The 24,611-nt window shown below is 63.7% G+C and carries 20 protein-coding genes; 14 read left to right on the top strand and 6 right to left on the bottom strand.

From position 1 onward, the window contains the following. Positions 1–64: 64 nt before the first annotated feature. Genes SMD31_RS04785 through SMD31_RS04760 form a run of 6 tightly spaced genes read left to right on the top strand, consistent with a single transcriptional unit; the run spans position 65 to position 7,503 of the window. On the top strand, positions 65–985 hold the full coding sequence (locus SMD31_RS04785) for an ABC transporter permease (RefSeq protein ID WP_320499593.1): 921 nt from the start codon (positions 65–67) through the stop codon (positions 983–985). Further along, positions 978–1,880, top strand: a complete 903-nt coding sequence (locus tag SMD31_RS04780; protein WP_320499591.1) for an ABC transporter permease — start codon at positions 978–980, stop codon at positions 1,878–1,880. The genes SMD31_RS04785 and SMD31_RS04780 overlap by 8 nt, the downstream gene beginning before the upstream one ends. Next, positions 1,855–2,862, top strand: coding sequence for an ABC transporter ATP-binding protein (locus tag SMD31_RS04775; RefSeq protein ID WP_320499589.1), 1,008 nt, complete (start codon positions 1,855–1,857; stop codon positions 2,860–2,862). The genes SMD31_RS04780 and SMD31_RS04775 overlap by 26 nt, the downstream gene beginning before the upstream one ends. Further along, positions 2,859–3,851, top strand: a complete 993-nt coding sequence (locus SMD31_RS04770) for an ABC transporter ATP-binding protein (protein WP_320499587.1) — start codon at positions 2,859–2,861, stop codon at positions 3,849–3,851. Before SMD31_RS04775 ends, SMD31_RS04770 begins: the two co-directional genes overlap by 4 nt. After that, positions 3,848–5,689 carry a S9 family peptidase gene (locus SMD31_RS04765; protein WP_320499585.1) on the top strand — a complete coding sequence of 614 codons (1,842 nt, stop codon included), beginning with the start codon at positions 3,848–3,850 and terminating at the stop codon, positions 5,687–5,689. Before SMD31_RS04770 ends, SMD31_RS04765 begins: the two co-directional genes overlap by 4 nt. Beyond that, positions 5,686–7,503 (top strand): S9 family peptidase, encoded by a 1,818-nt coding sequence (locus SMD31_RS04760; protein WP_320499582.1) that lies wholly within the window; start codon positions 5,686–5,688, stop codon positions 7,501–7,503. Before SMD31_RS04765 ends, SMD31_RS04760 begins: the two co-directional genes overlap by 4 nt. A 4-nt stretch (positions 7,504–7,507) precedes the next feature. Here the strand turns inward: SMD31_RS04760 and SMD31_RS04755 are convergent, their stop codons facing one another. Together SMD31_RS04755 and SMD31_RS04750 are read right to left on the bottom strand one after the other, a co-directional pair. Next, positions 7,508–8,182, bottom strand: a complete 675-nt coding sequence (locus SMD31_RS04755) for a Fe2+-dependent dioxygenase (RefSeq protein WP_320499580.1) — start codon at positions 8,180–8,182, stop codon at positions 7,508–7,510. 31 nt (positions 8,183–8,213) lie between these two features. Beyond that, the gene (locus tag SMD31_RS04750; RefSeq protein ID WP_320499579.1) at positions 8,214–9,467 is read right to left on the bottom strand and encodes an aminotransferase class V-fold PLP-dependent enzyme; all 1,254 of its coding nucleotides are present in this window, start codon (positions 9,465–9,467) and stop codon (positions 8,214–8,216) included. A gap of 262 nt (positions 9,468–9,729) precedes the next feature. On the opposite strand from SMD31_RS04750, the gene SMD31_RS04745 reads away from it, so the two are divergent. The 7 genes from SMD31_RS04745 to SMD31_RS04715 all read left to right on the top strand — a co-directional run bounded on the left by SMD31_RS04745 (position 9,730) and on the right by SMD31_RS04715 (position 17,402). Continuing rightward, entirely contained in the window at positions 9,730–10,845 is a 1,116-nt protein-coding gene (locus tag SMD31_RS04745) for an ABC transporter substrate-binding protein (protein ID WP_320499578.1), read from the top strand. Between the two features lie 77 nt (positions 10,846–10,922). Further along, positions 10,923–11,786 (top strand): ABC transporter permease, encoded by an 864-nt coding sequence (locus tag SMD31_RS04740; RefSeq protein WP_320499577.1) that lies wholly within the window; start codon positions 10,923–10,925, stop codon positions 11,784–11,786. Then, the gene (locus SMD31_RS04735; RefSeq protein ID WP_320499576.1) at positions 11,783–12,598 is read left to right on the top strand and encodes an ABC transporter permease; all 816 of its coding nucleotides are present in this window, start codon (positions 11,783–11,785) and stop codon (positions 12,596–12,598) included. The genes SMD31_RS04740 and SMD31_RS04735 overlap by 4 nt, the downstream gene beginning before the upstream one ends. Continuing rightward, positions 12,591–13,661, top strand: a complete 1,071-nt coding sequence (locus SMD31_RS04730; RefSeq protein WP_320499575.1) for an ABC transporter ATP-binding protein — start codon at positions 12,591–12,593, stop codon at positions 13,659–13,661. Before SMD31_RS04735 ends, SMD31_RS04730 begins: the two co-directional genes overlap by 8 nt. After that, on the top strand, positions 13,658–14,254 hold the full coding sequence (locus SMD31_RS04725) for a cysteine hydrolase family protein (protein ID WP_320499574.1): 597 nt from the start codon (positions 13,658–13,660) through the stop codon (positions 14,252–14,254). Before SMD31_RS04730 ends, SMD31_RS04725 begins: the two co-directional genes overlap by 4 nt. After that, positions 14,251–16,494, top strand: coding sequence for an MGH1-like glycoside hydrolase domain-containing protein (locus SMD31_RS04720; RefSeq protein WP_320499573.1), 2,244 nt, complete (start codon positions 14,251–14,253; stop codon positions 16,492–16,494). The genes SMD31_RS04725 and SMD31_RS04720 overlap by 4 nt, the downstream gene beginning before the upstream one ends. Next, on the top strand, positions 16,491–17,402 hold the full coding sequence (locus SMD31_RS04715) for a ribokinase (protein ID WP_320499572.1): 912 nt from the start codon (positions 16,491–16,493) through the stop codon (positions 17,400–17,402). The genes SMD31_RS04720 and SMD31_RS04715 overlap by 4 nt, the downstream gene beginning before the upstream one ends. A gap of 130 nt (positions 17,403–17,532) precedes the next feature. On the opposite strand, the gene SMD31_RS04710 is transcribed toward SMD31_RS04715, so the two are convergent. After that, the gene (locus SMD31_RS04710) at positions 17,533–19,008 is read right to left on the bottom strand and encodes a M81 family metallopeptidase (protein ID WP_320499571.1); all 1,476 of its coding nucleotides are present in this window, start codon (positions 19,006–19,008) and stop codon (positions 17,533–17,535) included. A gap of 116 nt (positions 19,009–19,124) precedes the next feature. Here SMD31_RS04710 and SMD31_RS04705 point away from each other — a divergent pair, with 116 nt between their 5' ends. Continuing rightward, positions 19,125–21,191: an oxidoreductase gene (locus SMD31_RS04705; protein ID WP_320499570.1), complete on the top strand. Its 2,067-nt coding sequence runs from the start codon at positions 19,125–19,127 to the stop codon at positions 21,189–21,191. 111 nt (positions 21,192–21,302) lie between these two features. Here SMD31_RS04705 and SMD31_RS04700 read toward each other — a convergent pair whose 3' ends face one another. The 3 genes from SMD31_RS04700 to betI form a co-directional block, all read right to left on the bottom strand. Further along, the gene (locus tag SMD31_RS04700) at positions 21,303–22,580 is read right to left on the bottom strand and encodes an MFS transporter (RefSeq protein ID WP_320499569.1); all 1,278 of its coding nucleotides are present in this window, start codon (positions 22,578–22,580) and stop codon (positions 21,303–21,305) included. Positions 22,581–22,774: 194 nt separating this feature from the next. Beyond that, positions 22,775–23,950: an acyl-CoA dehydrogenase family protein gene (locus tag SMD31_RS04695; protein WP_320499568.1), complete on the bottom strand. Its 1,176-nt coding sequence runs from the start codon at positions 23,948–23,950 to the stop codon at positions 22,775–22,777. Between the two features lie 22 nt (positions 23,951–23,972). Beyond that, positions 23,973–24,611, bottom strand: a complete 639-nt coding sequence (gene betI, locus SMD31_RS04690) for a transcriptional regulator BetI (RefSeq protein ID WP_320499567.1) — start codon at positions 24,609–24,611, stop codon at positions 23,973–23,975.

Here is a 24,611-nt window from a genome sequence, read left to right as displayed (position 1 = left end):
AGAGTGACGGGCGGTGCCTGCAAGGCGCCGCCCGCCCTCACGTCCAGCCCGGTAGCCAGACGCCATGTTCGCCTATGCCATCCGCCGCATTCTCGGCGCCCTTCCGACGCTGGTGGCGCTCGCCATTATCAGCTTCTTCATGATGCGCGTGGCGCCCGGCGGGCCGTTCTCCGGCAACCGCCGCGTGCCCGACGAAATCCGCGCCAATGTCGAGCGTGCCTTCCATCTCGACGAACCCTTGTGGATGCAGTTCGGTCGCTGGATATGGGGCGTCCTCCATTTCGATTTCGGCCCGTCGATGAAGTACCGCGACTATAACGTCTCGGAACTCATCGCCATCGGCCTGCCTACCTCGCTCGAAGTCGGCCTCTGGGCGATGATCATCTCGACCGTCATCGGCCTGGCACTCGGCATCGCCGGTGCCTTGCGGCGCAACACCTCGATCGATTACGGTGCCGGCGCCATCGCCATGCTGGGTCTCGCCATCCCGGTCTTCGTCATTGGCCCGGTGCTGCAATTGGTGCTGGGGCTGGATCTACGCTGGTTGCCGATCGCCGGCTGGGATGGCAGCTGGACCTTCAAGATTCTGCCCATCATCACCCTGTCGCTCCCTGGCATCGCCTATGTCTCGCGGCTGATGCGGGCCAGCATGATCGAAACGATGCGCAGCAATTACGTGCGCACCGCGCGCGCCAAGGGTATCGGCGCAAGGCGTACGATAGTCCGCCATGCCCTGCGCGGCGCCATCTTGCCGGTCGTCGCCTATCTGGGGCCGGCCACAGCCATCACCATCACCGGCTCGATCGTCATTGAGAAGATCTTCCAGATCCCCGGCATCGGCCGCTATTTCGTCGAAGGGGCGACGGGGCGTGACTATCCGCTGGTCATGGGCGTCACCATGTTCTACGGCGCCATCGTCATCGGCGCCAATCTGGTGACGGATATTGCCCGCTCCTGGCTCGACCCGAAGGTGAGCTATGACTGAGGTCGCGCAAAGCACAGGTGCATCGGCGGCCGCCCGCGGACTGTCACCCTTCCGCGCCTCGCTCTATCGCTTCACGCGCAACAGGCTTGCCGTCGTCAGCCTCGTTGTCCTGGTGCTCATCATCCTCGCCTGCTTCGTGGCGCCGTTCTTCATGCCGTTCTCGGTAGAGGACGCCGATTTCGACAATATCTCGGCACCGATCGACCTCCTCTCGTTGCATCCCTTCGGCACCGATGATCTGGGACGCGACCTGCTGCTGCGCGTCCTGGATGGCGGCCGCGTCTCCCTGGCGCTGGGCTTTGTCGGCGCTTTGGCCTCGGTCGCCATCAGTGTCGTCTATGGCGCCGCCGCCGGCTATCTCGGCGGCCGCGTCGACGATCTGATGATGCGCTTCGTCGACATCCTCCTCAGCGTCCCATTCATGTTCCTGGTGATCATGATCAATGTGAGCCTCGGCGACCTCCTCGGCATGAAGAACGTCTCGCTGTTCATCGCCGTGGTGATCACATTATGGCTGACACCCGCCGTTATCGCCCGCGGCCAGGCGGTCAGCCTCAGGAACCGCGAATTCGTCGAGGCGGCGCGTGCTGGCGGCATGAGCTCGTGGCAGATCATCTGCCAGCATGTGGCGCCCAATTCGGTCAATGTCGTCATCGTCTATTCAAGCCTCTTGGTGCTGGAAGCGATCCTGACCGAGAGCTTCCTCTCCTTCCTCGGCATCGGCGTGCAGGCGCCGGCGGCCAGCTGGGGCACGCTCATCAACAGCGGTGCCGACAATCTCGAAACCGACCCCAGGCTGCTGCTGCTGCCCGGTGCGTTCCTTGCCTTGACGCTCTTCTGCCTCAACTACATCACGGATGGCTTGCGCGATGCCTTCGACCCCAATGAGCGCTGAGCCGGGTATTCCCGGGGTGCCCCTCCTGGCGGTCGAGGATCTCTCGGTCCGCTTCAAGCTGCCGCAAGGCTGGGTGACGGCGGTCGATGGCGTCGGCTTCGAGATCCGTCCTGGCGAGGTGGTGGGCATCGTCGGCGAATCCGGCTCGGGCAAGAGCCAGATCCTGCTCTCAGTCATGGGATTGCTGGCCAGCAACGGCCGCGCGTCGGGCAGCGTGCGTTTTCGCGGCACGGAACTGCTCAATCGCCCGACTGCCGAACTCGACGGCATTCGCGGCTCGGCTCTCTCCATGATCTTCCAGGACCCGATGACCTCGCTCAATCCCTATATGCGGGTGAGCGAGCAGTTGACCGAGGTGCTCACCATCCACCAGGGCCTATCGGAGGTGCAGGCCTTGAAGGTTGCGGTCGAGATGCTGGAGCGGGTGCGCATTCCCGATGCCCGCCGCCGCATCCAGCTTTTCCCACATGAATTCTCGGGCGGCATGCGCCAGCGTGTCATGATCGCCATGGCCTTGCTGTGTAAGCCAATGCTGCTGCTGGCCGACGAGCCGACGACCGCACTCGACGTCACCGTCCAGGCGCAGATCCTGGAGTTGATGGCCGAACTGGGCCGCGATCTTGGCACCGCCATCGCCATCGTTACCCACGATCTTGGGGTCATTGCCAGGCTCTGCGACCGGGTGCTGGTGCTTTACGGCGGGCGGGTCATGGAGGAAGGGGCGATTGACGATATCTTCCATGATACGCGCCATCCCTACACCACCGGCCTGCTCGCCGCGACGCCTCGGCTCGACGCGGCAACGCATGGCGAGCTGCGTACCATTCCCGGCCAACCACGGGCCGCCATGGGCGATATTACAGGCTGTCCCTTTGCGCCGCGCTGTGGGCTGAAGCAACCGGTCTGCAACGAAACGCCGCCGTTGAAGGCGGGCGCCGCCGGCCACCGCCTCGCCTGCCATCTGCGTGAGGTGCGGGCATGAGCGAGACATTGCTGAAGGTCGACGACCTAAAGGTGCACTTCCCGATGCGGGCGGCACACCTCTTTGGCGGTCAGGGTGCGCCGGTTCGCGCGGTCGACGGTGTCTCGCTTGAGCTGAAGGCCGGTGAAACGCTGGGCATCGTCGGTGAATCCGGCTGCGGCAAGACGACGCTCGGCCGCGCCATCCTGCGCCTCATCCAACCGACGGATGGCCGCGTGCTGTGGATGGGCAATGACCTCCTTGCGCTCGATACCCGCGCCATGCGCGAAGCACGCCGGCACATGCAGATTATCTTCCAGGATCCATTGGCCTCGCTCGATCCACGCATGTCGGTCGAAACCATCATCGGCAAGCCCTTGCGCATTTTCCATCCGGAGCTTGGCCGGGCAGAGGTGAAACGCCGCGTATTGGAGACGATGGCGCTGGTTGGCCTTTCACCCGCCATGGCCAACCGCTTTCCCCATGAATTCTCCGGCGGCCAGTGCCAGCGCATCGGTATCGCCCGCGCCATCATCCTCAAACCCAAGCTCATCGTCTGCGACGAACCGGTCTCGGCGCTCGATGTCTCGATCCAGGCGCAGATCATCAACCTCTTGATGCAGATCCAGCGCGAGCTGGGCCTCTCCTTGCTGTTCATCTCGCACAATCTGGCGGTGGTGCGGCATATCAGCCACCGCATCATGGTGCTTTATCTCGGCAAGGTGATGGAGGTGGCCGAGCGCGACGATCTCTATGCGCGGCCGCTCCATCCCTATACCGAGGCGTTGATTTCAGCCGTGCCCATCGCCGATCCAAGGCTGGAGCGGGGGCGCGAGCGGCTGCTGCTGGAAGGTGATTTGCCCTCGCCCATCAACCCGCCCGCCGGCTGCCGCTTTCAATCGCGCTGCCCCAAGGCGAGCGCCATTTGCGGGCAGGCGGAACCGCCGCTGTTGCGCTATGCTGAAGGACATATCGCCGCCTGCCACCATATCGATCAGCCGCCCCTATGATGCAACCCGACCTTTCCGCCCAGGATGCCTTCCTCGATCGTCTGCTCGATCTGCCGACGATCTATTCCGCCGGCCTGTCGCCGGACGGCACAGAGCTCGCCTGGATCTGGGCGAAGCTCAGCCCGACGACGCAGCTCTGGCTGCAGCCATCAGATGGCAGCGTGGCACCCCGCTGCCTGGTCGATGACGGGCTGGATTGCGACTACTTCATCTGGGCACGCGACGGAAAGTCGATCGTCGTCGGTCAATCGAGTGGCGGCGATGAGCGGACCACGCTGCTGCAGGTCTTCCTCGATGGTCGACCGCCCCGCCGGCTGACGCCGGAGGAACCCGACTACTATATCCATGGCGGGCAGCTGCTGGCCGACAACCGAAGGCTCGTTTACGCGGCCAATGTCGATCCGGTGAGCGGGGAGGAGATCGAGCCGGCCCTGATCTATGTCCACGACATCGAAACCGGTGCGAAGTCGGTCATCGCGCGGCCGGAAAAGGCCGCCTTCATGTGGCCGCTGGTCTCGCCGGACGACAAATATGTGCTTTACGAGCGCAAGGATCTCGACCCTGCCGGCACGCAATTGTGGCTGGCAGCGATCGATGGCAGTTCCGACCGCGAAATCGTCAATGTCGGTGCCAAGGCCAAGGTCGACGGCGCCTGGTCGCCGGATGCGCGGTCGGTCGTGCTGGCGGCCGAGGGCAAGCCACACCGGCGGATCGGCCTGTGGCACTTGGCGAGTGGGGAGATCGACTGGCTGGTCGATGATCCCCATCGCAATGTCGAGGATGCCGTGTGGTTGCGCCGCACCAATGCCCTCGTCATCGAAGAAGTGCGCGCCGCGCGCACGCATATGTCCTTCCTCGATCCCGCCACCGGCCAAGAGACGGCGTTTGCGCCCGGCCCCGGCAGCTATGATCCGATCGGTCTGACGCCGGATGGCCATTGGATCACCTGGCATTACGATGCACAGACGCCACCGCGCCTGTTGCGCTTGACGCAGGCTGCTCCCTATCGGCTGGCTGGTGTCCTCGCCCAGCATCCGACCCGGCCCGGCATGGCGCCAGAGGAATTGGCGCCGGCCGAGGATTACCGCTGGAAATCTGACGATGGGCTGGAAATTCAGGGCTGGCTGTTCCGCACCAGGCAGCCGGTGCGCGGCACCATCCTGCTGGTTCATGGCGGACCGACGCATCACGACGAAGACGCCTATGACCCGGAGATCCAGTATTATCTCGCCTGCGGCTTCCATGTGATGACGCCCAATTACCGCGGCTCGACCGGCTTCAGCCTGGCCTTCGAAGACTCGATCAAGGTCGAAGGGTGGGGCGGCATGGAGCAGGCGGATATCCGCACCGGCGCCGAAGCCTTGATCCGCGACGGCATCGCATCGAAGGGCCGCATCGGCATCACCGGCACCTCCTATGGCGGCTATTCCTCCTGGTGGGCGATCACGCATTTCCCGACCGAGACGATTGCGGCTGCGGCACCAATTTGCGGCATGACCGATCTGGTGGTGGATTTCGAGACGACGCGGCCGGATCTGCGGCCCTATTCCGAAGAAATGATGGGTGGTTCGCCCACCACCGCGCCGCAACGCTTCCATGACCGCTCGCCCATTCATTTCGTGGGCGATATCAGGGGCAAGCTGCTGATCGTCCAGGGCGAGAACGATCCCAATGTGACGCCGCAGAACGTGATCGACGTGGTGACGCGCCTAAAAGCCGCTGGCATCGATTACGAACTGCTCACCTTCGACGACGAAGGCCACGGCATCGGCCGCCCGGCCAACCAGCGCGTCCTTTATAAGCGCATCGCCGCCTTCTTTGCGGTCGCCTTTGCATGACATCCCGGTTTGCCGACCTCGCCGCGCTCTGGTCGCGCTACCCGATCATCGGGTCGCCGCATGTGTCGGCAGATGGCAATTGGCTGGCCTGGTCCTGGACTGGCCTTGCCGACACCGCCAATGTCTGGATCGTGCCGACCGATGGCAGCGCGGCACCGCGCCAGCTGACGGACGGCACCGATCATTTCAATGTCAACGGCATCGCCTCCGATGGCAGCCGCCTCATCGTCGCGCAGAGCCGCGGCAGCAACGAACACGACCGGCTGTTTCTGCTCACGCGAGAGAGCGGCGAATTGCAGCCGCTGACGCCGGAACAATCCGATCACTATGTCTTTGGCGGCAGCTTCCATCCCGACGGCCGCTCGATCCTCTATACGGCAGATGTCGATTACGCCTCGGGCAAGACCACGGCTGGTTCCTGGCTCTATGTGCAGGACTTGGCCACGGGCACCCGCCGCGTGATCGCTCGCGCGCTGTCGATGGTCGAACGCGCCCCCGAGATCAGCCACGATGGCCGGCGCGTGCTCTATCACCGGGGCGATCTGCACCCGGCCGGGACGCAGGTCTGGATGGCCCATTGGGATGGCAGCGACGACAGGCTCCTGTTCAGCGCCGGGGATCGTTTCCGCGCCTATGGGCACTGGCTCGATGACGCGCGCCTTCTCATCCAGGCGGAAACGGAAACGCATGCGCGGATTGGCGTGCTCGACCTTGAGCGCGGCGACATCCGCTGGCTGGTGGATGATCCGGCGCGCAATATCGAAAACGTCGTCGTGGGCCACGGCGGCCATCAGGCGATGCTGTGCGAGGTCAACGCGGCCCGTCTGATGCCACGCCTGCTCGATTTCGAGAGCGGTCGCGAAACGCCGCTGCCGCAGATGGGCGTCAGTCTGTTGCCGCTGCAGCAGCATCCTGGCGGTGACTGGATTTTTGAAGCCTATCGCTCGACGGCGCCCCACGCCTTCTGGCGCATCGGCCCGGCGGGGTCGAATGTGCAGTCCCTGGCGGTCTCGGCTGCCGAAGGAGCGCCACGAGATTTCGCGGCGGCGCAGGATTTCCGCTGGGCGTCGAGGGACGGCATCCCGGTCCAGGGCTGGCTCTACGAGCCTGCGGGCGCAAGCCGGGGCCTCGTCGTCTGGGTGCATGGTGGTCCCACCTGGCACAGCGAGGATTGGGTCAACCCGGTGGTGCAGTTCCTGGTTGCTGCTGGTTTCACCGTGCTCGATCCCAATTACCGCGGCTCCACCGGCTTCGGCATACCCTTCCGCGAGGCGATCAAGCAGGATGGCTGGGGTGGTCGTGAACAGGAAGACATTCGCGCCGGCATCGAGGCGCTGATCGCTGCCGGCAAAGCGAGGACCGGGCGGATCGGCGTCGCTGGCTTGTCTTACGGCGGCTATTCGTCCTGGGTGGCCATCACGCGCTTCTCAGACCTGGTCGATGCGGCCTGCGCCATCTGCGGCATGTATGAGCTTGGCATCGATTACCGCAATACCGAGATGCCCCATGGCCGCGCCTATAGCGAGGAGATGATGGGCGGCACGCCGGAAGAGTTTCCGGAACGCTACTTCAATGCCTCACCGCGCAACTTCGTCGACCGGATCAAGGGCCGGCTCATGATCGTCCATGGCCTCGCCGACAGCAATGTCTCGCCAGCCAACACGGACATGGCCGTCAAGGATCTTGATGCCCGCGGCATTCCCTATCGGCTGCTGACCTTCCCCGACGAAGGCCACGGCATCTACAAGGCTGGCAACCGTGCCCGCTGGCTCACCGAGATGGCGGATTTCTTCGCCGACGCTTTCGGGCCATGAGGCGTCAGGTTTCGGCCCACATGCGCAACAGGTTGGTGTAAAGGCGCGAGGCGGTATCCGCTTCCACCATCTTCGGGTCGATCGTGTGCAGCTTGTCGCGCACCTCCAATGCGTCCGACAGGAACTGCCGGTGCCGCTCGTCGCGGACATAGGATTGGATCCAGGTGACCGCCACCAGGCGCTCGCCCTTGGTCACCTCGGCCACCTCATGCAGCGTGCCGGACGGGTAGATCACGGCATAGCGCGCGGGCAGTTTCACTTCCTGGACGCCGAAGGGGGAGTGGATGACAAGCTCGCCGCCCTCATACTCCGAGGCGTCATTGATGAAGACGGTGCAGGAGACATCGGTGCGGTCACGGCTGGTGGCCGACCCCATCAATGCGTCATCGATGTGGGGGCCATAGGTCATCCCTGGCCGGTAGCGGCTGATCAGCGGCGGGCGGATGCGGAAGGGGATGGCGCCGCGGCGGAAATCCTTCGACCGGTTGAGTGCCGCGACGACAATTTCCTGGAGCTGCCGCTTGTTGGCGGCGTCCTTGGCGACCTGCTCGTTGTTCTTGACCATCTTGGCCCGGAACCCGGCCGTCTCTTTGCCATCGACGAAGTTCGACTGCGAGGCCAGCAAGCGAAGCTGCGATTGTTCGTCCACGGTGAGGACGTCGGGAATGATGACGATCATGGAAGCTTACTCACGCGAATTGTCGAAGGTGTCAGCGCAGCATCTGCCGCACGCGGGCAAGGCTGTCAACCAGCCGGTCGACATCCTGGGTTGTGTTATGGACGCCGAAGGAAGCCCTGGCCGTGCCGGTAACACCGAAATGCTCCATCAGCGGCTGCGCGCAGTGGTGGCCGGCGCGAATGCAGATGCGGCTTTCGCCCAGCAGCGTGCCGATGTCGTGCGGGTGGATCCCATCCAAGGTGAAGGACAGGATGCCGATGCGGTGCTGCGGACGCCCCAGGATCTTGAGGCCGGAAATCTCGGCCAACCGACCAGCGGCATAGTCGGTCAAGGCGGCATCATGGGCTGCAATGGCCCCAAAGCCGATCTCGTCGATGAAGTCGAGCGCGGTCGCCAACGCGATGGCAGCGCCGATCGCCGGCGTGCCGGCCTCGAAGCGGCGGGGTCCGGCGGCATAGTCCGTGTGATCGATGCTGACCGAGCGGATGATGCCGCCGCCGCCCATGAAGGGCGGCAGATCGGCCAGCAGCTTTTCCTTCACATAGAGGGCGCCGATGCCATCGGGGCCGTAGAGCTTGTGGCCCGTGATGGTGAGGAAATCGCAGTCGAGATCCCTGACATCGAGGCGGAAATGCGGGGCCGCCTGCGCCGCATCGACCATGACCAAGGCCCCGGCCCGGTGCGCCATGGCGACGATCTCTTTAAGCGGCGTCACCGTGCCGATGGTGTTGGCAGCGGCCGTGACGCAGACCAGTTTCGGCTCGCGCGACAACAACATCTCGAACCGCTCGAGGTCGAGATCGCCATGGGCATCGATCGGCACCGCCGCGAGACGCAGGTGCCGGCGCTCCTTGAGGAGCTGCCAGGGCACGATATTGGCGTGGTGTTCGAGGAGGGTCGTGAGGATGAGGTCGCCGGGCCTGAGATTGGCGTCGCCGAAGGCATGCGCCACCAGGTTTGTCCCCTCGGTCGCATTATGGGTGAAGATGACCTCATCCCGGCCGGCATTGAGGAAGCGCGCGACCCGCGTCCGCGCCGCGTCGTAATTTTCCGTCGCAATCTCGCTTAAGGGGTAAAGCCCACGATGGATATTGGCATATTCACCCGTGTAGAAGCGCGTCAGCCGGTCGATGACCACATCCGGCTTCTGGGCGCTGGCGGCGCTGTCGAGATAGACCAGGTCCGGCTGGTTGCGGAGCAACGGGAACCGGGTCCGCGCCACCAGCGGCGCCCCGTCAGCTTGGGGCGTCCCGACCCCGCTGGGAAGATGCTGCGGATGCGACATGGGCGTTTCCGAATCCTCGTGAATGCGACTGCCAGCCATCACGGCGGCGGCCCTGGCTTTAGTCAAGTGCGGCGGCGGCGCGCTTCGCTGCAGTGCAAAAATCTGTGCATCCGGTCAACCTAACGATTGCGCCCCGGCCCCTCAAGCAGAGGTGACCGGAAGATTGTTTGCATGCAAACGATCTTCCCTTGAATGTGACCATAAACCATGTTTTGCTCGGTCCCGAAGGCACCGCTTCGTGTGCCCGTGAGGAGGACGAAAAATGACTGGGAAGATGCGTGGGCTTAATGCTGGCCTCGGCACTGTGTCGCGGCGCAAATTTGTGGCGGGGGCCTCGGCCCTGGCCCTGGGTGCCGGTGTGGCGCCCTTCGTCAGCCGCCTTGCCATGGCGGCCGGCGAAGTGAAGGTCTTGAACTGGCAGGGTTACGGCACGGACGAGAAATGGGCGCTTGAGATCTTCAAGAAGGCGACCGGCCTCGATGTCGTGCACGATTATTACAACTCCGAATCGGAGATGATCACCAAGCTGCAGACCAATCCGGGCACCTACGACGTCATCGTCACCAATTCCGCCTGGAACGATCGCGCCTCGGAACTCGGCGTCATCCAGCCGATCGATACCGCGCAGATCAGCCATTACGGCGATCTCAACCCGGCCTTCCGCGACTCGCCGCTCTTGGAAGCCGACGGCAAGGTCTATGGCGTCTCTTGGGTCTGGGGCATCACGGCGATCGGCTATTCGACCGAAGTCTTCAAGGAAGCGCCGAAATCGCTAGAAACCCTTTGGGATTCGAAGCTCGCCAAGCGCGTTTCGTTCCGCGATGACGCGATCGAGGCGGTCAGCTTTGGCGCCATCGCCACGGGCCAGGACATGAACCACCCGAAGGACCTTGCCAAGGTGAAGGAAAAGCTCCTCGCCCTGAAGCCCAACATCGCCATGCTGTGGACCTCGGAAGACGAGTGGAACAAGTCGTTCCAGGCCAAGACCTTCGACATCTCGGTCTACTGGTCGGGTTCGGCCCTGCGCTCGAAGAACAATTTCAAGCTGCCGGTCGGCTTCGTCGTGCCGGATGAGGGTGCTGTCGGCTGGTTCGACGGCCTTGCCATCGGCAAGGACGCGCCCAATGCCGAAGGTGCCCATAAGTTCATCGATTTCATGATCGACCCGACCTTCTATGTCGAATGGGCCACCAAGATCGGTGCTCCGGCCTCGGCCAACAATGCGGCGATGGCGGCGATGCCCGAAGGCGACGACAAGACCCTTTATTCCGACCAGGCAGCCATCAAGCGGCTGCAATTCATGGCGCCGCTCACCGATAAGGAGCGCCAGGATTTCTCTGATCTTTGGACCGAAGTTAAGACCGAGTTCGCGAAGTAACGAACTTGGGGTGAACGCAGGGACGCCGCCCCGAACCTGAAAGGGTGGGGCGGCGTCTTTCGTTCAAGGGGAATAGGATGACACCGACGACGCGCACACGCTGGGCCATTTTGACCCTCACCGGGCCGGCCTATCTGTGGCTCGCCTGCACGATTTTCCTGCCGCTTCTGGCCATGCTGGCCTTGAGCTTCCTTGATAAGTCGCCGCTCATTCCGAAGCCGGCCAGTTTCACGCTCGACAATTACCGTGCCTATTTCACCAAGGGCTTCTACTGGCCGCTGACCATGTGGTCGGTACAGTTGGGCTTGTGGGTTACCTTGTTCTGCCTGCTCATCGGCTATCCGGCGGCCTATGCGCTGGCCAAGCGCATCAAGGGGCGCTGGCGCGAGGCGATCTTCCTCCTCATCGTGCTGCCCTTCTGGTCGAACGCTCTGGTGCGCATCTTCTCCTGGACCATGGTGCTGCGCTCGAACGGCATCGTCGATATGAGCGTCCAGGCGATGTTCCCGGGGGCACCCACCTTCGATCTTCTCTACAGCTATCCGGCCGTCATCATCGGCCTCACGCATTCATATCTCCCTTACATGATCCTCACCTGCTACATCGCCTTGCAGGCGATCGATGACAGCCTCATCGAGGCTGGGCGGTCGCTCGGCGCCACGGCATTCACGACGTTCTGGCGCGTGGTGCTGCCGTTGAGCCTGCCCGGCATCATTTCGGGCGCTGCCCTCATCTTCGTGCCGGTCATCGGTTCGTTCATGGAACCCCGCATCCTCGGCGGCACCAAGGGGGCGACACTCGGCATGAATATCGAAGAGCAGTTCACCGTGACGGCCAATTGGCCGCTGGGCTCGGCCTTGTCCTTCATCCTGCTCGCCATCGTGCTGATCATCTTCGGGCTGCTCTATCCCTTCCTTCGCAAGCAGGGAGGCAATGCATGAAGCGGCTTCTCGACGGCGGCATCCGCTTCTATCTCCTCCTGGTGCTGGTCTTCCTCTATTTGCCGATCCTGGTGATGGCGCTCTTCGCCTTCAACAAATCACCGCTCTACGCGCTGCCTTTCGAATTCGACCTGGTCTGGTTCAAGGCGCTGGCTGAAAACGACAAGCTGCTGAAGGCCGGCCTCAACAGCCTGCTCATAGCGCTGGCCAATACGGTGATCGCCACCTCGTTCGGTACCATGGCGGCGGTGGCCTTTGGCCGCTACACCTTCCGCGGCAAGACCCTGCTGCAGGGATTGCTGTTCCCGCCCATTGCCATTCCATGGCTGGTCATCGGTACGGCGATGCTGGTGTTCTTCTTCTGGACGGCGAAGGCCATGGGGGTGCCCGGCATGGCGCGCGGCCTCCACGCCATTCTGCTGGGCCACGTGGCGCTGTCGCTTCCCTATGTGATCTTCGTCGTGGGTGCGCGCCTCAATGATTATCCCAAGGCGCTGGAGGAAGCAGCGGCGACGCTGGGGGCGACACCCTGGCAGGTCTTCCGCCGCGTCTCGGTACCGATCCTGGCGCCGGGCGTCGTGGCGGCAGCGCTCTTTGCCTTTGCCGTCTCCTTCGACCAGTTCGTTATCTCATACTTCCTGGCCCCGCCCGGCGTCACGACCTTGCCGGTCGAGATCTATACCTCGATCCGCAAGGGCTTCACGCCGGAAATCAACGCCATCTCGACCATCATCATCGCGGTTTCGATGGGGTTGATGCTGATCGTGGCCAGGTTCTATCGCTTTGGTGGGGAAAGATCCGGAAATGAGTGAAGTTGCCGTCAATGGCGCGGCCAAACATTATGGCCCGGTCGCAGCATTGGATGGGGTCGACCTGACCTTCGCCGATGGCGAATTCTTCGGCCTGCTGGGACCCTCCGGTTCCGGCAAGACCACCTTGCTGCGCTCGATCGCCGGCTTCATCGAACTCGATGCCGGCGAGATCCGCATCGATGGCACCGACATTTCCCGCATCCCGGTGCACCGGCGCAATATCGGCATGGTGTTCCAGAATTACGCGCTTTTCCCGCATATGAATGTGGCCGAGAACGTGGCCTTCGGGCTCGACGTGCGCAATGTGCCAGCGGCTGAGATCCAGCAGCGTGTCGCCGAGAGTCTCGACCTCGTGCAGCTTCGCGGCTACGAAGCGCGCCGACCCAAGCAGCTCTCCGGCGGCCAGCAGCAACGCGTGGCACTCGCGCGGGCACTGGTGACGCGGCCCAAGGTGCTGCTGCTCGACGAGCCGCTCTCGGCGCTCGACAAGCACCTGAGACAAGAAATGCAGGTGGAACTCAGGCGCATCCAGCGCCAGATCGGCATCACCACCATTTTCGTGACCCACGACCAGGAAGAGGCGCTGACCCTTTCCGACCGCGTCGCCATCTTCAACAAGGGCCAGGTCGTGCAGGCGGGTGCGCCGCGCACCGTCTATCAATGGCCGGTCAACCGCTTTGCCGCCGGCTTCCTGGGCGAGGCCAATTTCCTGGAAGGAAAAGTGGTGGGCGTGCTGGGTCACGAGGCGCGCGTCGCCATGCCGGATGGCAGCGAGATCGTGGTCACCCATCAGGGCATCGCCAATGGTGCCAATGTGCTGGTGGCCCTGCGTCCGGAAAAGATCAGCATCGAACCCGGCGGCAGCCAGGCGCCGCGCCTCAACCGCGTCATCGGACGCGTCCAGGCGGCGATCTTCTCAGGCTCCAGCCTCACCTACCGCATCAGCGTCGGCGACCGGCTCTTCGTCGTGTTCGAGCAGAACAAGAACCGGGCACCGCTGCCGGAGCAAAGCGCCGTTACCCTGGAATGGGAAACGGCCGACAATGTCGTGGTGCAACCGTGACCGACCACGCCAGGCTTCCGCTCAGCGCCCGCAGCCAGCATATCGTCGTCGACATGCAGGAAGTGTTTGCGACCAACCCGCAATGGGGCTTTGCCGGCATCTATGAGATCGTGCCGGCGATCTCGCGCCTTGCCAAGGCGAAGCCGAAGAACACGCTTTGGACGCGCTTCATCTCCGCCCATTCAGCCGAGGAAGCGGAAGGGGCCTGGGCTGCGCTCTATCGCATGTGGCCCGGGGCGACGCTTTCCGCCGGCGCGCAAATGGACATCCTCGCCGATCTGCTGCCGCTCACTGATCCCACGGCTGTTTTCGACAAGCCGACCTATTCATCCTTCCACAGCGCAGCGCTGGTCGCCGAGCTGAAACGCCGCCAGGCCGACACATTGATTCTGTCCGGCGTCGAAACCGATGTCTGCGTCCTGGGGACGCTGATGGAAGCTGTCGATCGCGGCTATTTCGTGGTCCTGCCGACCGATGCGCTGACCAGCAGCGATCCCGACGGTCATCGCCAGATTCTCGACGTCATCCCACGGCGCCTCAAATCTCAAGTCTTCTGCGCCACCGTCGATGAAATCCTGGAGCAATGGTCATGACGTCGCGTTACCCCGGTCTTGCCAAAGACCGGCATTGGAATACCTGGCGCGCGGAATTCCCGGCGCAGATGATGCACCTGCCCTTGGGTCTCACCGTCACCATCTGCGCCTATTCCGGCGCCAAGAACAGCTTCACCGATTTTCCGGCCAATGCCGGCGGCGTTGCCTACGGCCCGCGCGATGTCGGTGCCCGGCAGATCACCTTCGACGCGCAGCATTGCGGCACGGCGTTCAGCTGGCAGTGGGACCGGCCGACGGGATTGGGCTTGCGCGGTACGTGGCGCAACACCGAAAACGCGGAATGGGGCCTGCGCTTCTGGGTGCAGCCAGTCTTCGAAGTGGAAGGCCGCCCCGATATCCAATGGCAGTATGACGAGCTGAGCGGTGTGCTGACGACCAGTATCGACGGCACCCATGTCGCGGTCGTCGGCGATGAAAAGCCGCTGATGGCGACGTTCCATGCCGACCGCGCGCAGCTGGCGCAAGAATATCACGTCAAAGGCTATTTCTATCTGGCGTCCCGCGGCACCCGCGGCCGCGTGCCGGCCCTGCGCTACAATTTCGACGAAACGCCGACGATGCGCTTTGCCATTGGCCTCGGCGACACCGTGGGCGAGGCGCTGGCGCAGGCGAAGGCAACCTTGGCGGCACCTGCAGCACCCGCTCTGACGCAACGCCAAACCGGCCGCGACGCCGGCAACCTTGATGCCATCCGCGACATTGTGGGGTGGAACTCGGTCCACGATTTCATCAATGACCGGCCCTATATGTCGCTGAGCCGCGCCTGGGTGGCGCAGAAATTCGGCGGCTTCGGCCTGTGGCTCGACGACATCTGCTATCACGCCTTGGGCACGGCCTTGTTCGATGCCGAGATGGCCAAGGAAAGCGTCAAGGCGGTGCTGGCGACCGAGACGCCGGACGGCAATCTTGCCTGCCTCATCACCGGCAATGACGCCTGGATCGACCGTTCGCAATTGCCGGTCTGCTCTTTCGTCATCTGGAAGATCTGGCAACACACCGGCGATGACAGCCTGATCGAGCCGAGCTTCCGACGTCTCCTCAAGAATCACGATTGGTGGTGCGAGCGCCGCTCCGGGGCACCCAAGGCGTCGCCGGTTCAGGGTCTCATGGGCTGGGGGACCTCCGCCCATGTCGGCAGCGGGCTTTACAAGGGCACCAAGCTCGGCGCCAAGAACGAATCCACCATGGACAACTCGCCGCTCCATGACGAGACGGTGTTCGATGCCAAGACCGGCTGCCTCGACGCGGTCGATGTGGCGCTGAACTCGGCGCTGGTGGTGGATGCCGAAGTGCTGGCGCTCTTTGCCGACAGGCTTGGCGAAACGGCCATTGCCGAACGCCTGCGCCAGCGCGTTGCCGCCTTGCGCCAGCGCATACATGACGACCTCTGGGACGCAGATCGCAAGATCTTCGCCAACCGCCGCTGGTCCGGTGCCTTCGTGAAGCCGCTCGCCCCCACCAGCTTCTATCCGATGCTGGCGGATGCCGCCGACAAGGGGCAGCAGCAGGGATTGCTCACGGCGCTCAATGACCCAAAGAAGTTCGGCGGTAAATGGCGCCTGCCGTCGATCACCCGCGACGATCCGGCCTATCATGACAACGTCTATTGGCGCGGCCGTGCCTGGCCGCCGCTCAACTATCTGACCTATCAGGGGCTGAAGCGCGCCGGCATCGACCAGGAAGCGACGAGCCTTGCTGCCGACAGCGCAGCCCTGTTCGGCACCGCCTGGGCGAAGCGCCAATGCCCGGAAAATTTCAACGCCGATACCGGCCTTGCCGACGACCAGCCGGACACGGACCTTTTCTATGGCTGGGGTCTGCTGCTGCCGCTCTTGGCCGTCAACGAGATCGTCGACGTGACGCCATGGGGCGGCTGGGAGTTGACCCATCAGCCCGGCGATTGGCAGCTGGGCCCGCTGAATGCCTTCGGCGGCAAGGCGCTGATCGCAGCGAAGGGCGGCCGCATGACGCTGACGGTCAATGACCGTGTCATCTTTGCGACCGACATCCCTGGCCGTTTCCGCCATATCGAGATCACGAAGAACGGCTTGGCCCTTGATGTGCCGGCCGCTGGCGGTCGCCTCTTCGTGCCGGGCAACGTTCGTGCGGCGAAACTTGGCGATCAGCCGCTTGACCTTATCGAGGTGACAGGCGAAACCGTCATTGAATTGCCGGCGGCAACTGTGCCACGGGTTTGCGTGATCGAGGTCCAGCAATGATCGTCGTCTTCGGATCGCTCAATGTCGATGTGATGATCGCCGTCGATCATCTGCCGCTGCCGGGTGAAACCGTGTTGGGGCCGGGTTATCAGCTGACCGCGGGCGGCAAGGGCGCCAACCAGGCGCTGGCCGCAGCCCGTGCCGGCGGTGCCGTCACCATGATCGGCTGTGTGGGCGGCGACCCGTTGGCGGAAACGGCACTCACCGATTTGCGGGCGGCGGGTGTCGACCTCAGCCACCTCACCACGGTCGCCGATCCCACGGGTCTCGCTGCCATCTGCGTCGACAAGCTTGGCGAGAATCATGTCGTCGTCGCCTCCGGTGCCAACCGCCAGACCAAGGCGTCGCAACTGTCGGACAGCTTGCTGGGGCCAAAGACACTGCTGGTCCTGCAGATGGAAGTGCCGCTCACCGAGAATTGGGCGATCATTCGCCGTGCCAAGGTCAAGGGCACGCGCGTCCTCCTGAACGTGGCGCCAGCCGCGCCGATCCCGACCGACGTGCTGCCGCTGGTCGATTGGCTGATCGTCAATGAAAATGAAGCGCGGCAGATCGCGGCAAGCCTGGGCAATCCGATCGACGATGCGCGCACTGCGGCGAAGTTCATTGCCGGGGCCAGCAAGACCACCGTCATCGTGACATTAGGTGCCGCCGGTGCCGCCGCCTATCTCAAGGATGGCAGCGATCTATCGGTCGGCGCCTTGAAGATCCAGCCGGTCGATACCGTGGGGGCTGGCGATTCCTTCGTCGGTGGTTTTGCAGCGGCCATCGATCGCGGCAAGGATCTCGCCGAAGCTCTGCGCTATGCCTCGGTGGGCGGCGCACTCGCCTGCCTCCATCCCGGCGCCCAGCCCAGCCTGCCGCTGCAGGCCGCCATCGAAGCGCGCCTCGCCGATTTGCCGGCTTAACGAACAATATCTTCACGCACCAATATCGTCATGCCCGGGCTTGACCCGGGCATCCACTCTCTCCGGCAAGCAGTGGATCCCCGGGTCAAGCCCGGGGATGACCAATTTGATGTTGCGCAATTGAGAGGGATCACCGCGCCAAACTATCCGGCGCGTAGCGGAACTTGTAGTGCTGCAGCGAGGCGGCGGCCGGCCCCGGCGCATCGCATTCGATGATGGTGCGCGTGAGTGGCGTGAAGCCGGCGCGGAAATGGTTCTTGGCTTTGACGCAGAGTAGGCCCACTTGCGCCAGATCGATGCCGTGCAGCGTGAAATAGGCGGGGTCATTGGGTGTCTGGCAGCTGGAGGTCACGATCACCTTGATGCCCTCGACATCGAACAGCGCCGTCTGGCCGACATCGATCGCAAGATTGTTCTCAAACGGCCCGACATTGCGGAATTTGCCCTCGGTCAAGGCCAGCACCGTGGCGCTGATGCGCGCCGGCTTGCCGAAGGCCGGGCTGACACGCCCGCCGAAGGCGACGTCGAGCTTGGCGCCGATGCCGGCACGGCGCGCTTCCGTCACCAGATCGGGATCCCAGAAGAAGGCGAAGACGCAAGGCACATCCGGCCTGGCGTCGAGCAGGGCGCGGAACAGGGTCGGCGTATCACCGATGCCGCCGGAAAGCGGATTGTCGGCGGGGTCCGTGATCGCCGCCGGTTTGTTGCCGGGCGTGCGCAGGGCCTCGGCGATCGCCTCAGCCGGGCTCGGCAATTTCAACTGAAAACGCTCGCGCCGGCTCGCCATGTCATGGGCGAGGGCCTTCGCCGCACGCTGAGCCAGCATGCGGTCGCCATCGGCAAAGACCATGGCCGTGGGGCCGGCAAAGGGTGAATCGCCATAGGCGAAACCGCCAAAGACGGTGGCTTCCAGGACGCCGTCTTCACCGCGCCATTTGGCGGCGGCTGATGCCACTTCCGCCATCGGCCCGTCGGTCGTGCGCATGTTGAAGCTGGTAAAGATCGCCGGCACCTTGGCGATGGCGCCGACCGGCTTGACCTTGCCCTGGGCCATGTCGGTGACGAGTGTCACGGCGCGCGCTGCCACCTGATCCATGTCGACATGCGGATAGGTCTTGTAGCCGATGGCGATGTCGACCAGATCGATCATCGGCTGGCCGAGATTGGCGTGGAGGTCGAAGGTGACGGCGAGCGGCGTCCTGCCGATCACGCTGCGCACATCCGTCAGCAGATCGAGTTCCGGCGTCGGGTTGCCGCAGGTGATCATGGCGCCGTGGAGCGACAGATAGACCGCGTCCCATTTCTGCCGCTGCAGCCCATCGAGGATATCGCCGCGAATGACAGCAAAGGCATCGTCCGTGACCGGCCCGCCCGGTGGGGCGGCGGCACAGCGCAGGAACGTCACCTCCCATTCCTCATGCGCATCGGCAAAGGCGATGACGGCGCCCATTTCCGTCGCCGTGTCGCGGTAGAGCGGCAAGGCCGCCTCGCCCTCGACCCATTCGCGCGCCTCGAAGATCTCAAGCCCGGTGGTGAGGGGCGAAAAGGAATTGCCCTCATACCACAGCCGCGCAACCGCCAGTCTCTTCTTCATTTCATCTGACATTTGTGGCTCACGAAGCGCTGAAAATAGCCGCAAAGCACGGCTTGCGTCTATCTCGCCCGCACGTCTACAGTCCGCCCAAAACCCGCATACCCATATCTTAAGGCAAGGGGAAGACCATGGCCCGCGACCCGCGTTACGATATCCTGTTCGAGCCGGTGAAGATCGGCCCGGTCACGGCCAGGAACCGCTTCTTCCAGGTGCCGCATTGCAACGGCATGGGTCATCAGCATCCCCATGGCCACGCCGCCATGCGCGGCATGAAGGCCGAGGGCGGCTGGGCCGTGGTCTCGACCGAGGAATGCGAAATCCATCCCAGCGGCGACGTCACACCCTATGTCGAGGCGCGCATCTGGGACGACCACGACATCCCCTATCTTTCCATGATGACGGAAGCCGTGCACCGCCACGGCTCGCTGGCGGCGGTGGAATTGGTCCATAACGGCCCGTCCTCCTCCAACCTCTACAGCCGCGAAGTGCCGATCGGCCCGGTGCATCAGCCGACCAGCTACTACCCCTTCCAGGCCCGCGCCATGGACCGGCAGGACATCCGCGACTATCGCCGCTGGCATCGCGATGCCGCGATCCGGGCGAAGAAGGCGGGCTTCGACATCGTCTACGTCTATGCCGGCCACGACCTTTCCATGCCGATGCACTTCCTGCAAAAGCGCCGCAACCAGCGCATCGACGAATATGGCGGCAGCCTCGAAAACCGCATCCGCCTGTTCCGTGAGGTGATCGAGGACGCGAAATCCGCCGTCGGCGACACCTGCGGCATCGCCGTGCGCTTTGCCGTCGATGAAATGATGGGGAAGGATGGCATCGCCGCCGATGGCGAGGCCAAGGACATCGTCGCCATGCTGGCGGAACTCCCCGACCTCTGGGACGTCAACCTCTCGACCTGGAAACATGACAGCCAGACCTCGCGCTTCTCGGAGGAAGGCTTCCAGGAGCCCTTCACGGCGTTTGTGAAGACGCTGACCACCAAGCCGGTCGTCGGTGTCGGCCGCTACACGTCGCCTGACCGCATGGTCTCGCTGATCAAGAAGGGCGTCCTCGACATGATCGGGGCGGCGCGGCCCTCCATCGCCGATCCCTATCTGCCGAAGAAGATCGAGGAAGGCCGTCTCGAAGACATCCGCGAATGCATCGGCTGCAACATCTGCGTCTCCGGCGACTACACCATCACGCCGATCCGCTGCACCCAGAACCCGACCATGGGCGAGGAATGGCGCAAGGGCTGGCACCCGGAACTGATTTCGCCGAAAGCCTCGAACGACCGCGTCCTTATCGTCGGCGGCGGCCCGGCCGGGCTGGAAGCCGCGCGTGCGCTGGGCCTGCGCGGTTACGACGTGGCTTTGGCCGAAAGTTCGACCGAGCTTGGCGGCCGCGTGAACAAGGAATCGCGTCTGCCCGGTCTTTCCGCCTGGGGCCGTGTCCGCGATTACCGCTTGGGCCAGATCGGCAAGATGACCAATGTCGAAACCTATCTCGACAGCCGTCTCAATGCTGCCAACATCCTCGAATACGGTTTCGAGCGCGTGGTGCTGGCGACTGGCTGTCATTGGCGGAAAGATGGCGTGGGGCGCTCGCATGCCTACCCAATCCCCGGCCTCGACAAAGCCAACGTCTTCTCGCCCGACGGCATCATGGCGGGTCGCCTGCCGGGCTCCGGCACGGTCTTGGTCTATGACGATGATCTTTTCTACCTCGCCGGTGTCCTGGCCGAGCGCCTCGCCAAGGCGGGCCTCAAGGTCATCTATGTGACGACCGGTGACACGGCTTCCAGCTGGACCACCAACACGCTGGAACTGCTGGTCATCAACAAGCATTTGCGCAAGCTCGGCATCCGCGTCATCCCGTCCCGCGATCTGGTTGGCGTCAAGGACGGTGTCGCGCAGTTGGAGCATTCATACGGCGAGGAACCCGAATTCATCCCCGTCGACGCAATCGTGCCGGTCACCGCGCGCCTGCCGGAAGAAGCACTCTATCAATCACTGATCGCCAACCCGGATGCCCTCAAGGACGCCGGCATCAAATCCGTGACCCGCATCGGTGACTGCCTCGCCCCCGGCCTCATCGCCTACGCCGTCTACAGCGGCCACCGTTACGCCCGCGAACTCGATGCTAATGATATGGGCGAAGTGAAGTTCCGGCGGCCTTTGCCGTTGATGGCGACGTCGTAAGCCCCCTCACCCCAACCCCTCTCCCCAGAGGGGCGAGGGGCTTATAGGCAAGGCTCGCTTAAAAACTCCCTCGCCCCACGAAGTGGGGAGAGGGCCGGGGTGAGGGGTGTTTCAATCCGGCATAGGCTTCGCCCCCACATGCGGCATGTGTTCGCCGCGGGGGTCGAGTTCCGGAGCGCCGTAAGCGCCTTGCACGGCGGGAACGGCGACGAAATTGCTCTGCTCTTCCGGCGTCTTCGCCTTGCGCCGCAGCACACGATAAAGCGCGAAGGCAGCAATGAGGCCATAGCCGCAGCCGACGAACAGGAAGAGCCCGCGCGGCCCCAGCTCGTTCATGGTGACGCCGGCCAGCGACGGCCCGATTGAGGCGCCGAGCCCCCAGGCGAAAAGCAATCCCGATGACGCCGCGACGAATTCCTTCTTCGCCACGTAATCGCTGGTCTGGCCGATGCCCAGCGCATAGAGCGGCGATTGGAAGGCGGAGAGCAGGAAGAAGAGGCAGAGCAGGAAAATATAGGGCAGCTCAGGTGTTGCGAAGATGATGAAGCAGAGGAGACACGAGGCGGCGACCGTCCCGATGATGATCGGGCGGCGGCCATAGACGTCGGCGGCATGGCCGATCGGGAATTGCGACAGCAGCACGGCGATGGTGCCAATGAGAATGAGGAAGGAAAGCTCCTTCTCACCCATCGCGAGCCCGTCGATATAGTTGGGCAGCAATCCGTAAAGGGCGCCGTTCAAGAAACCTGCTCCGAAGCAGCACACGACGCCCAGGGGTGACGCCTTGAAGAGGCGCGGGATGGAGAGGTGAACGTGCTCGGCGATCACCGGATTGCCGATCTTGGTGAGGCCGAGGGGGATCATGGCACTTGCCATGCAGACCGTGCAGAGCGCAAAGAGCAGCACGCCGGTCGGATCGTCGATGTTGAGCAGCAAGGGCGAGATGCCGGAAGCGCCCCAGCTCACCACGGTATAGATGGCGAAGATCTTGCTGCGGGTATCGTCGCTGGACTTGTCGTTGAGCCAGGATTCGATGACGACGAAGCCGCCGGCGAGTGCAAAGCCGGCAATGGCGCGGAAGGCGATCCAGAAATAGGCGTCCTGGATGACGAGGTGCAGCACGGTGGCATCCGCCGCCAGCACGACGAAGACGCCGAAGGCACGGATATGCCCGACGCGCTTGATGATTCGCTGGCAGAAGAGGGTGCCGGCCAGGAAGCCGACGAAATAAGCCGAGGCGGCGATGCCGACGACGATCGACGAGACGCCCCAGCGGGAGAGCTGGATGCCGATGAGCGGCATCAGCACACCCAGCGCCGTCTCGATCAGCGTGATGCCGATGAGAACCGGCAGAACCGGCTGCATCGCCCGCCATACGCCCTGAAGCATGGTAATTACCCCTGAAATCCGCCCGTCCCCGGCGCGGACTGTAGCTGGGGGCATGGGGGTTTGGCTAGGGCAGGGGGCACCACCCCTCCTTCGTCATGGTCCGCGAAGGCGGACCATCCACGAGTTTGCCGGCAACCGAAGAAAGAAACTCGTGGATCCCCCGCCTGCGCGGGGGATGACAATTAGTGAACTACTTAACCCACCAAACTCTGCGTTCCGCGCTTCAGCAGGCCGTTGGCAATGATGATGCGCTGGATTTCGCTGGCACCTTCCCAGATGCGGTCGACGCGGAGTTCGCGGAAGAAGCGCTCGGCGACGTTTTCGCGCATATAGCCGCGGCCGCCGAAGATCTGCACGGCACGGTCGGCGACGCGGCCGGCCATCTCGCTGGCATAGAGCTTGGCCATGCCGCATTGGGCATGCGCCGTCTTCACATCCGCGCCCGTATCGATGGCCCGCGCCGTCTCATAGGTCATGAGGCGAGCGGCGAACAACTCCGTGACACTGTCCGCCAGCATGAACTGCACCGCCTGGGTGTCGGCCAAAGGGGCGCCAAAGACGATGCGCTGCTTGGCAAAGGTTGTGGCTTCATCGATCAGCCGCTCGGCGGCACCGCAGCAGCGTGCGGCGATCATCAGGCGTTCGTGGCGGAACCAGGCATAGGTGAAGCCCATGCCGTCGCCTTCTTTGCCGATCAGGTGATCCGCCGGCACGCGCACATCGGTGAAGCGATAAATCGGGTGATGCGCCCGGTAGTTATGGGTATAGGCCGGCGTGCGCACGATCTCGACACCCGGCGTGTCATTGTCGACGAAGAACAGCGCATGGGTGCCGGCATTGGGACCGCCGTCGATCTTGGCCTGGAAGAACATGTAATCGGCGAGGTTGGCGCTGGTCACATGCCACTTCTCGCCATTGAGGATGTAATGCTCGCCGTCGCGGCGCGCGGTTGACTTGATAGCATCGACATCGGAGCCCGCTTCGGCCTCGGTGATGGCATAGCATTCATGGCGCGCATCGCTCATCAGCGGCTTGATCCAGCGCTCTACTTGCGCCGGCGAGCAGGCTTCCAGCATCCATTTCTGCGGGTTGTTGGCGCACCAGCCCAGCGCATTGGTGACGCGCCCGGTCTGTTCCTGCGCCACCACCTGTTCGAGCGTCGAATAGCCGCGCCCGCCCATCTCGACCGGCATGTCCATGTTGTCGAGCCCGGCCTCGCGCGCCTTCGTCTTCATTCGCGCCCATACATCGTCCGGCACCAGCCCCTCATGCATCTCGGCATGGACCTCCCAGGGAATGAGCTCGGCATCGACGAAGGCGCGGACGCGCGCCTGAATCTCGCGGGCACGGGGCGGCAAGGGCAGGGACATCAGAAGCTCCGGCGATAAGGGGTCAGGCGGCGGCGTTGCCGTTGGCGGCGACCTTGCCGCCGAATTCGCGTGGGAACAGGCCAGAGAGGAACACGCGGACGCTGGCCTTGGCGGCATCGCGGTCGGTCTGCTTCGGGTTCAAGAGCATGTCGAGCCACAGCCCGTCGATCATGGCGTTGAAGCCGCGGGCGATCAGCCCCGCATCGAGGCCCTGATAGCCGCCCTCGTCGATCAGCGCCTGGAAGCTCGTGGTCGTCGATTTATGGAAGGTGGTCGACAGATCGGCGCACAATTTGAGGAATTCGGGGCGCCAGCGCGTCTCGCCCCAGAACGCGTACCAGACCGTCACATGCTTGCGATTGGCATGGGTGCGGGCGAAATCGGCGTCGATCATGGCATCGATCTGCTCGGCCGCCGTCTTGCCGGCCTTGCTGAGGATGACCTGCATGTGCTGCTCGTAATCCTCAATGAGATGCTTGAGGGTCGCGATGAGGAGCGCGTCCTTGCTCTTGAAATAGAAATTGACGATGCCGACGGAGAGGCCCGCCTCGGCCGCCACGTCGGCAATCTTCAACTCGGCGAAGCCCTTGCGGGCGATGCCGTCAATGGTGGCTTCGATGAGCTGCCTGCGCCGGGCCTCTTTGGCCAATTCGCGGCTCAT

It is taken from the genome of Dongia rigui (assembly GCF_034044635.1).
In the GTDB taxonomy this organism is placed as follows: Bacteria; Pseudomonadota; Alphaproteobacteria; order Dongiales; family Dongiaceae; genus Dongia; species Dongia rigui.
Note: the sequence above shows the minus strand (reverse complement) of the source record. Positions and strands in the feature narration are given on the sequence as shown.

Excerpts from the sequence above, each read along its gene's own strand:
- SMD31_RS04765 (WP_320499585.1), top strand. The coding sequence starts at position 3,848 with ATGATGCAACCCGACCTTTCCGCCCAGGATGCCTTCCTCGATCGTCTG.
- betI (WP_320499567.1), bottom strand. The coding sequence starts at position 24,611 with ATGAGCCGCGAATTGGCCAAAGAGGCCCGGCGCAGGCAGCTCATCGAA.
- SMD31_RS04760 (WP_320499582.1), top strand. The coding sequence starts at position 5,686 with ATGACATCCCGGTTTGCCGACCTCGCCGCGCTCTGGTCGCGCTACCCG.
- SMD31_RS04780 (WP_320499591.1), top strand. The coding sequence starts at position 978 with ATGACTGAGGTCGCGCAAAGCACAGGTGCATCGGCGGCCGCCCGCGGA.
- SMD31_RS04705 (WP_320499570.1), top strand. The coding sequence starts at position 19,125 with ATGGCCCGCGACCCGCGTTACGATATCCTGTTCGAGCCGGTGAAGATC.
- SMD31_RS04735 (WP_320499576.1), top strand. The coding sequence starts at position 11,783 with ATGAAGCGGCTTCTCGACGGCGGCATCCGCTTCTATCTCCTCCTGGTG.
- SMD31_RS04730 (WP_320499575.1), top strand. The coding sequence starts at position 12,591 with ATGAGTGAAGTTGCCGTCAATGGCGCGGCCAAACATTATGGCCCGGTC.
- SMD31_RS04740 (WP_320499577.1), top strand. The coding sequence starts at position 10,923 with ATGACACCGACGACGCGCACACGCTGGGCCATTTTGACCCTCACCGGG.
- SMD31_RS04770 (WP_320499587.1), top strand. The coding sequence starts at position 2,859 with ATGAGCGAGACATTGCTGAAGGTCGACGACCTAAAGGTGCACTTCCCG.
- SMD31_RS04775 (WP_320499589.1), top strand. The coding sequence starts at position 1,855 with ATGCCTTCGACCCCAATGAGCGCTGAGCCGGGTATTCCCGGGGTGCCC.
- SMD31_RS04710 (WP_320499571.1), bottom strand. The coding sequence starts at position 19,008 with ATGTCAGATGAAATGAAGAAGAGACTGGCGGTTGCGCGGCTGTGGTAT.
- SMD31_RS04700 (WP_320499569.1), bottom strand. The coding sequence starts at position 22,580 with ATGCTTCAGGGCGTATGGCGGGCGATGCAGCCGGTTCTGCCGGTTCTC.
- SMD31_RS04745 (WP_320499578.1), top strand. The coding sequence starts at position 9,730 with ATGACTGGGAAGATGCGTGGGCTTAATGCTGGCCTCGGCACTGTGTCG.
- SMD31_RS04785 (WP_320499593.1), top strand. The coding sequence starts at position 65 with ATGTTCGCCTATGCCATCCGCCGCATTCTCGGCGCCCTTCCGACGCTG.
- SMD31_RS04695 (WP_320499568.1), bottom strand. The coding sequence starts at position 23,950 with ATGTCCCTGCCCTTGCCGCCCCGTGCCCGCGAGATTCAGGCGCGCGTC.
- SMD31_RS04715 (WP_320499572.1), top strand. The coding sequence starts at position 16,491 with ATGATCGTCGTCTTCGGATCGCTCAATGTCGATGTGATGATCGCCGTC.
- SMD31_RS04755 (WP_320499580.1), bottom strand. The coding sequence starts at position 8,182 with ATGATCGTCATCATTCCCGACGTCCTCACCGTGGACGAACAATCGCAG.
- SMD31_RS04720 (WP_320499573.1), top strand. The coding sequence starts at position 14,251 with ATGACGTCGCGTTACCCCGGTCTTGCCAAAGACCGGCATTGGAATACC.
- SMD31_RS04750 (WP_320499579.1), bottom strand. The coding sequence starts at position 9,467 with ATGTCGCATCCGCAGCATCTTCCCAGCGGGGTCGGGACGCCCCAAGCT.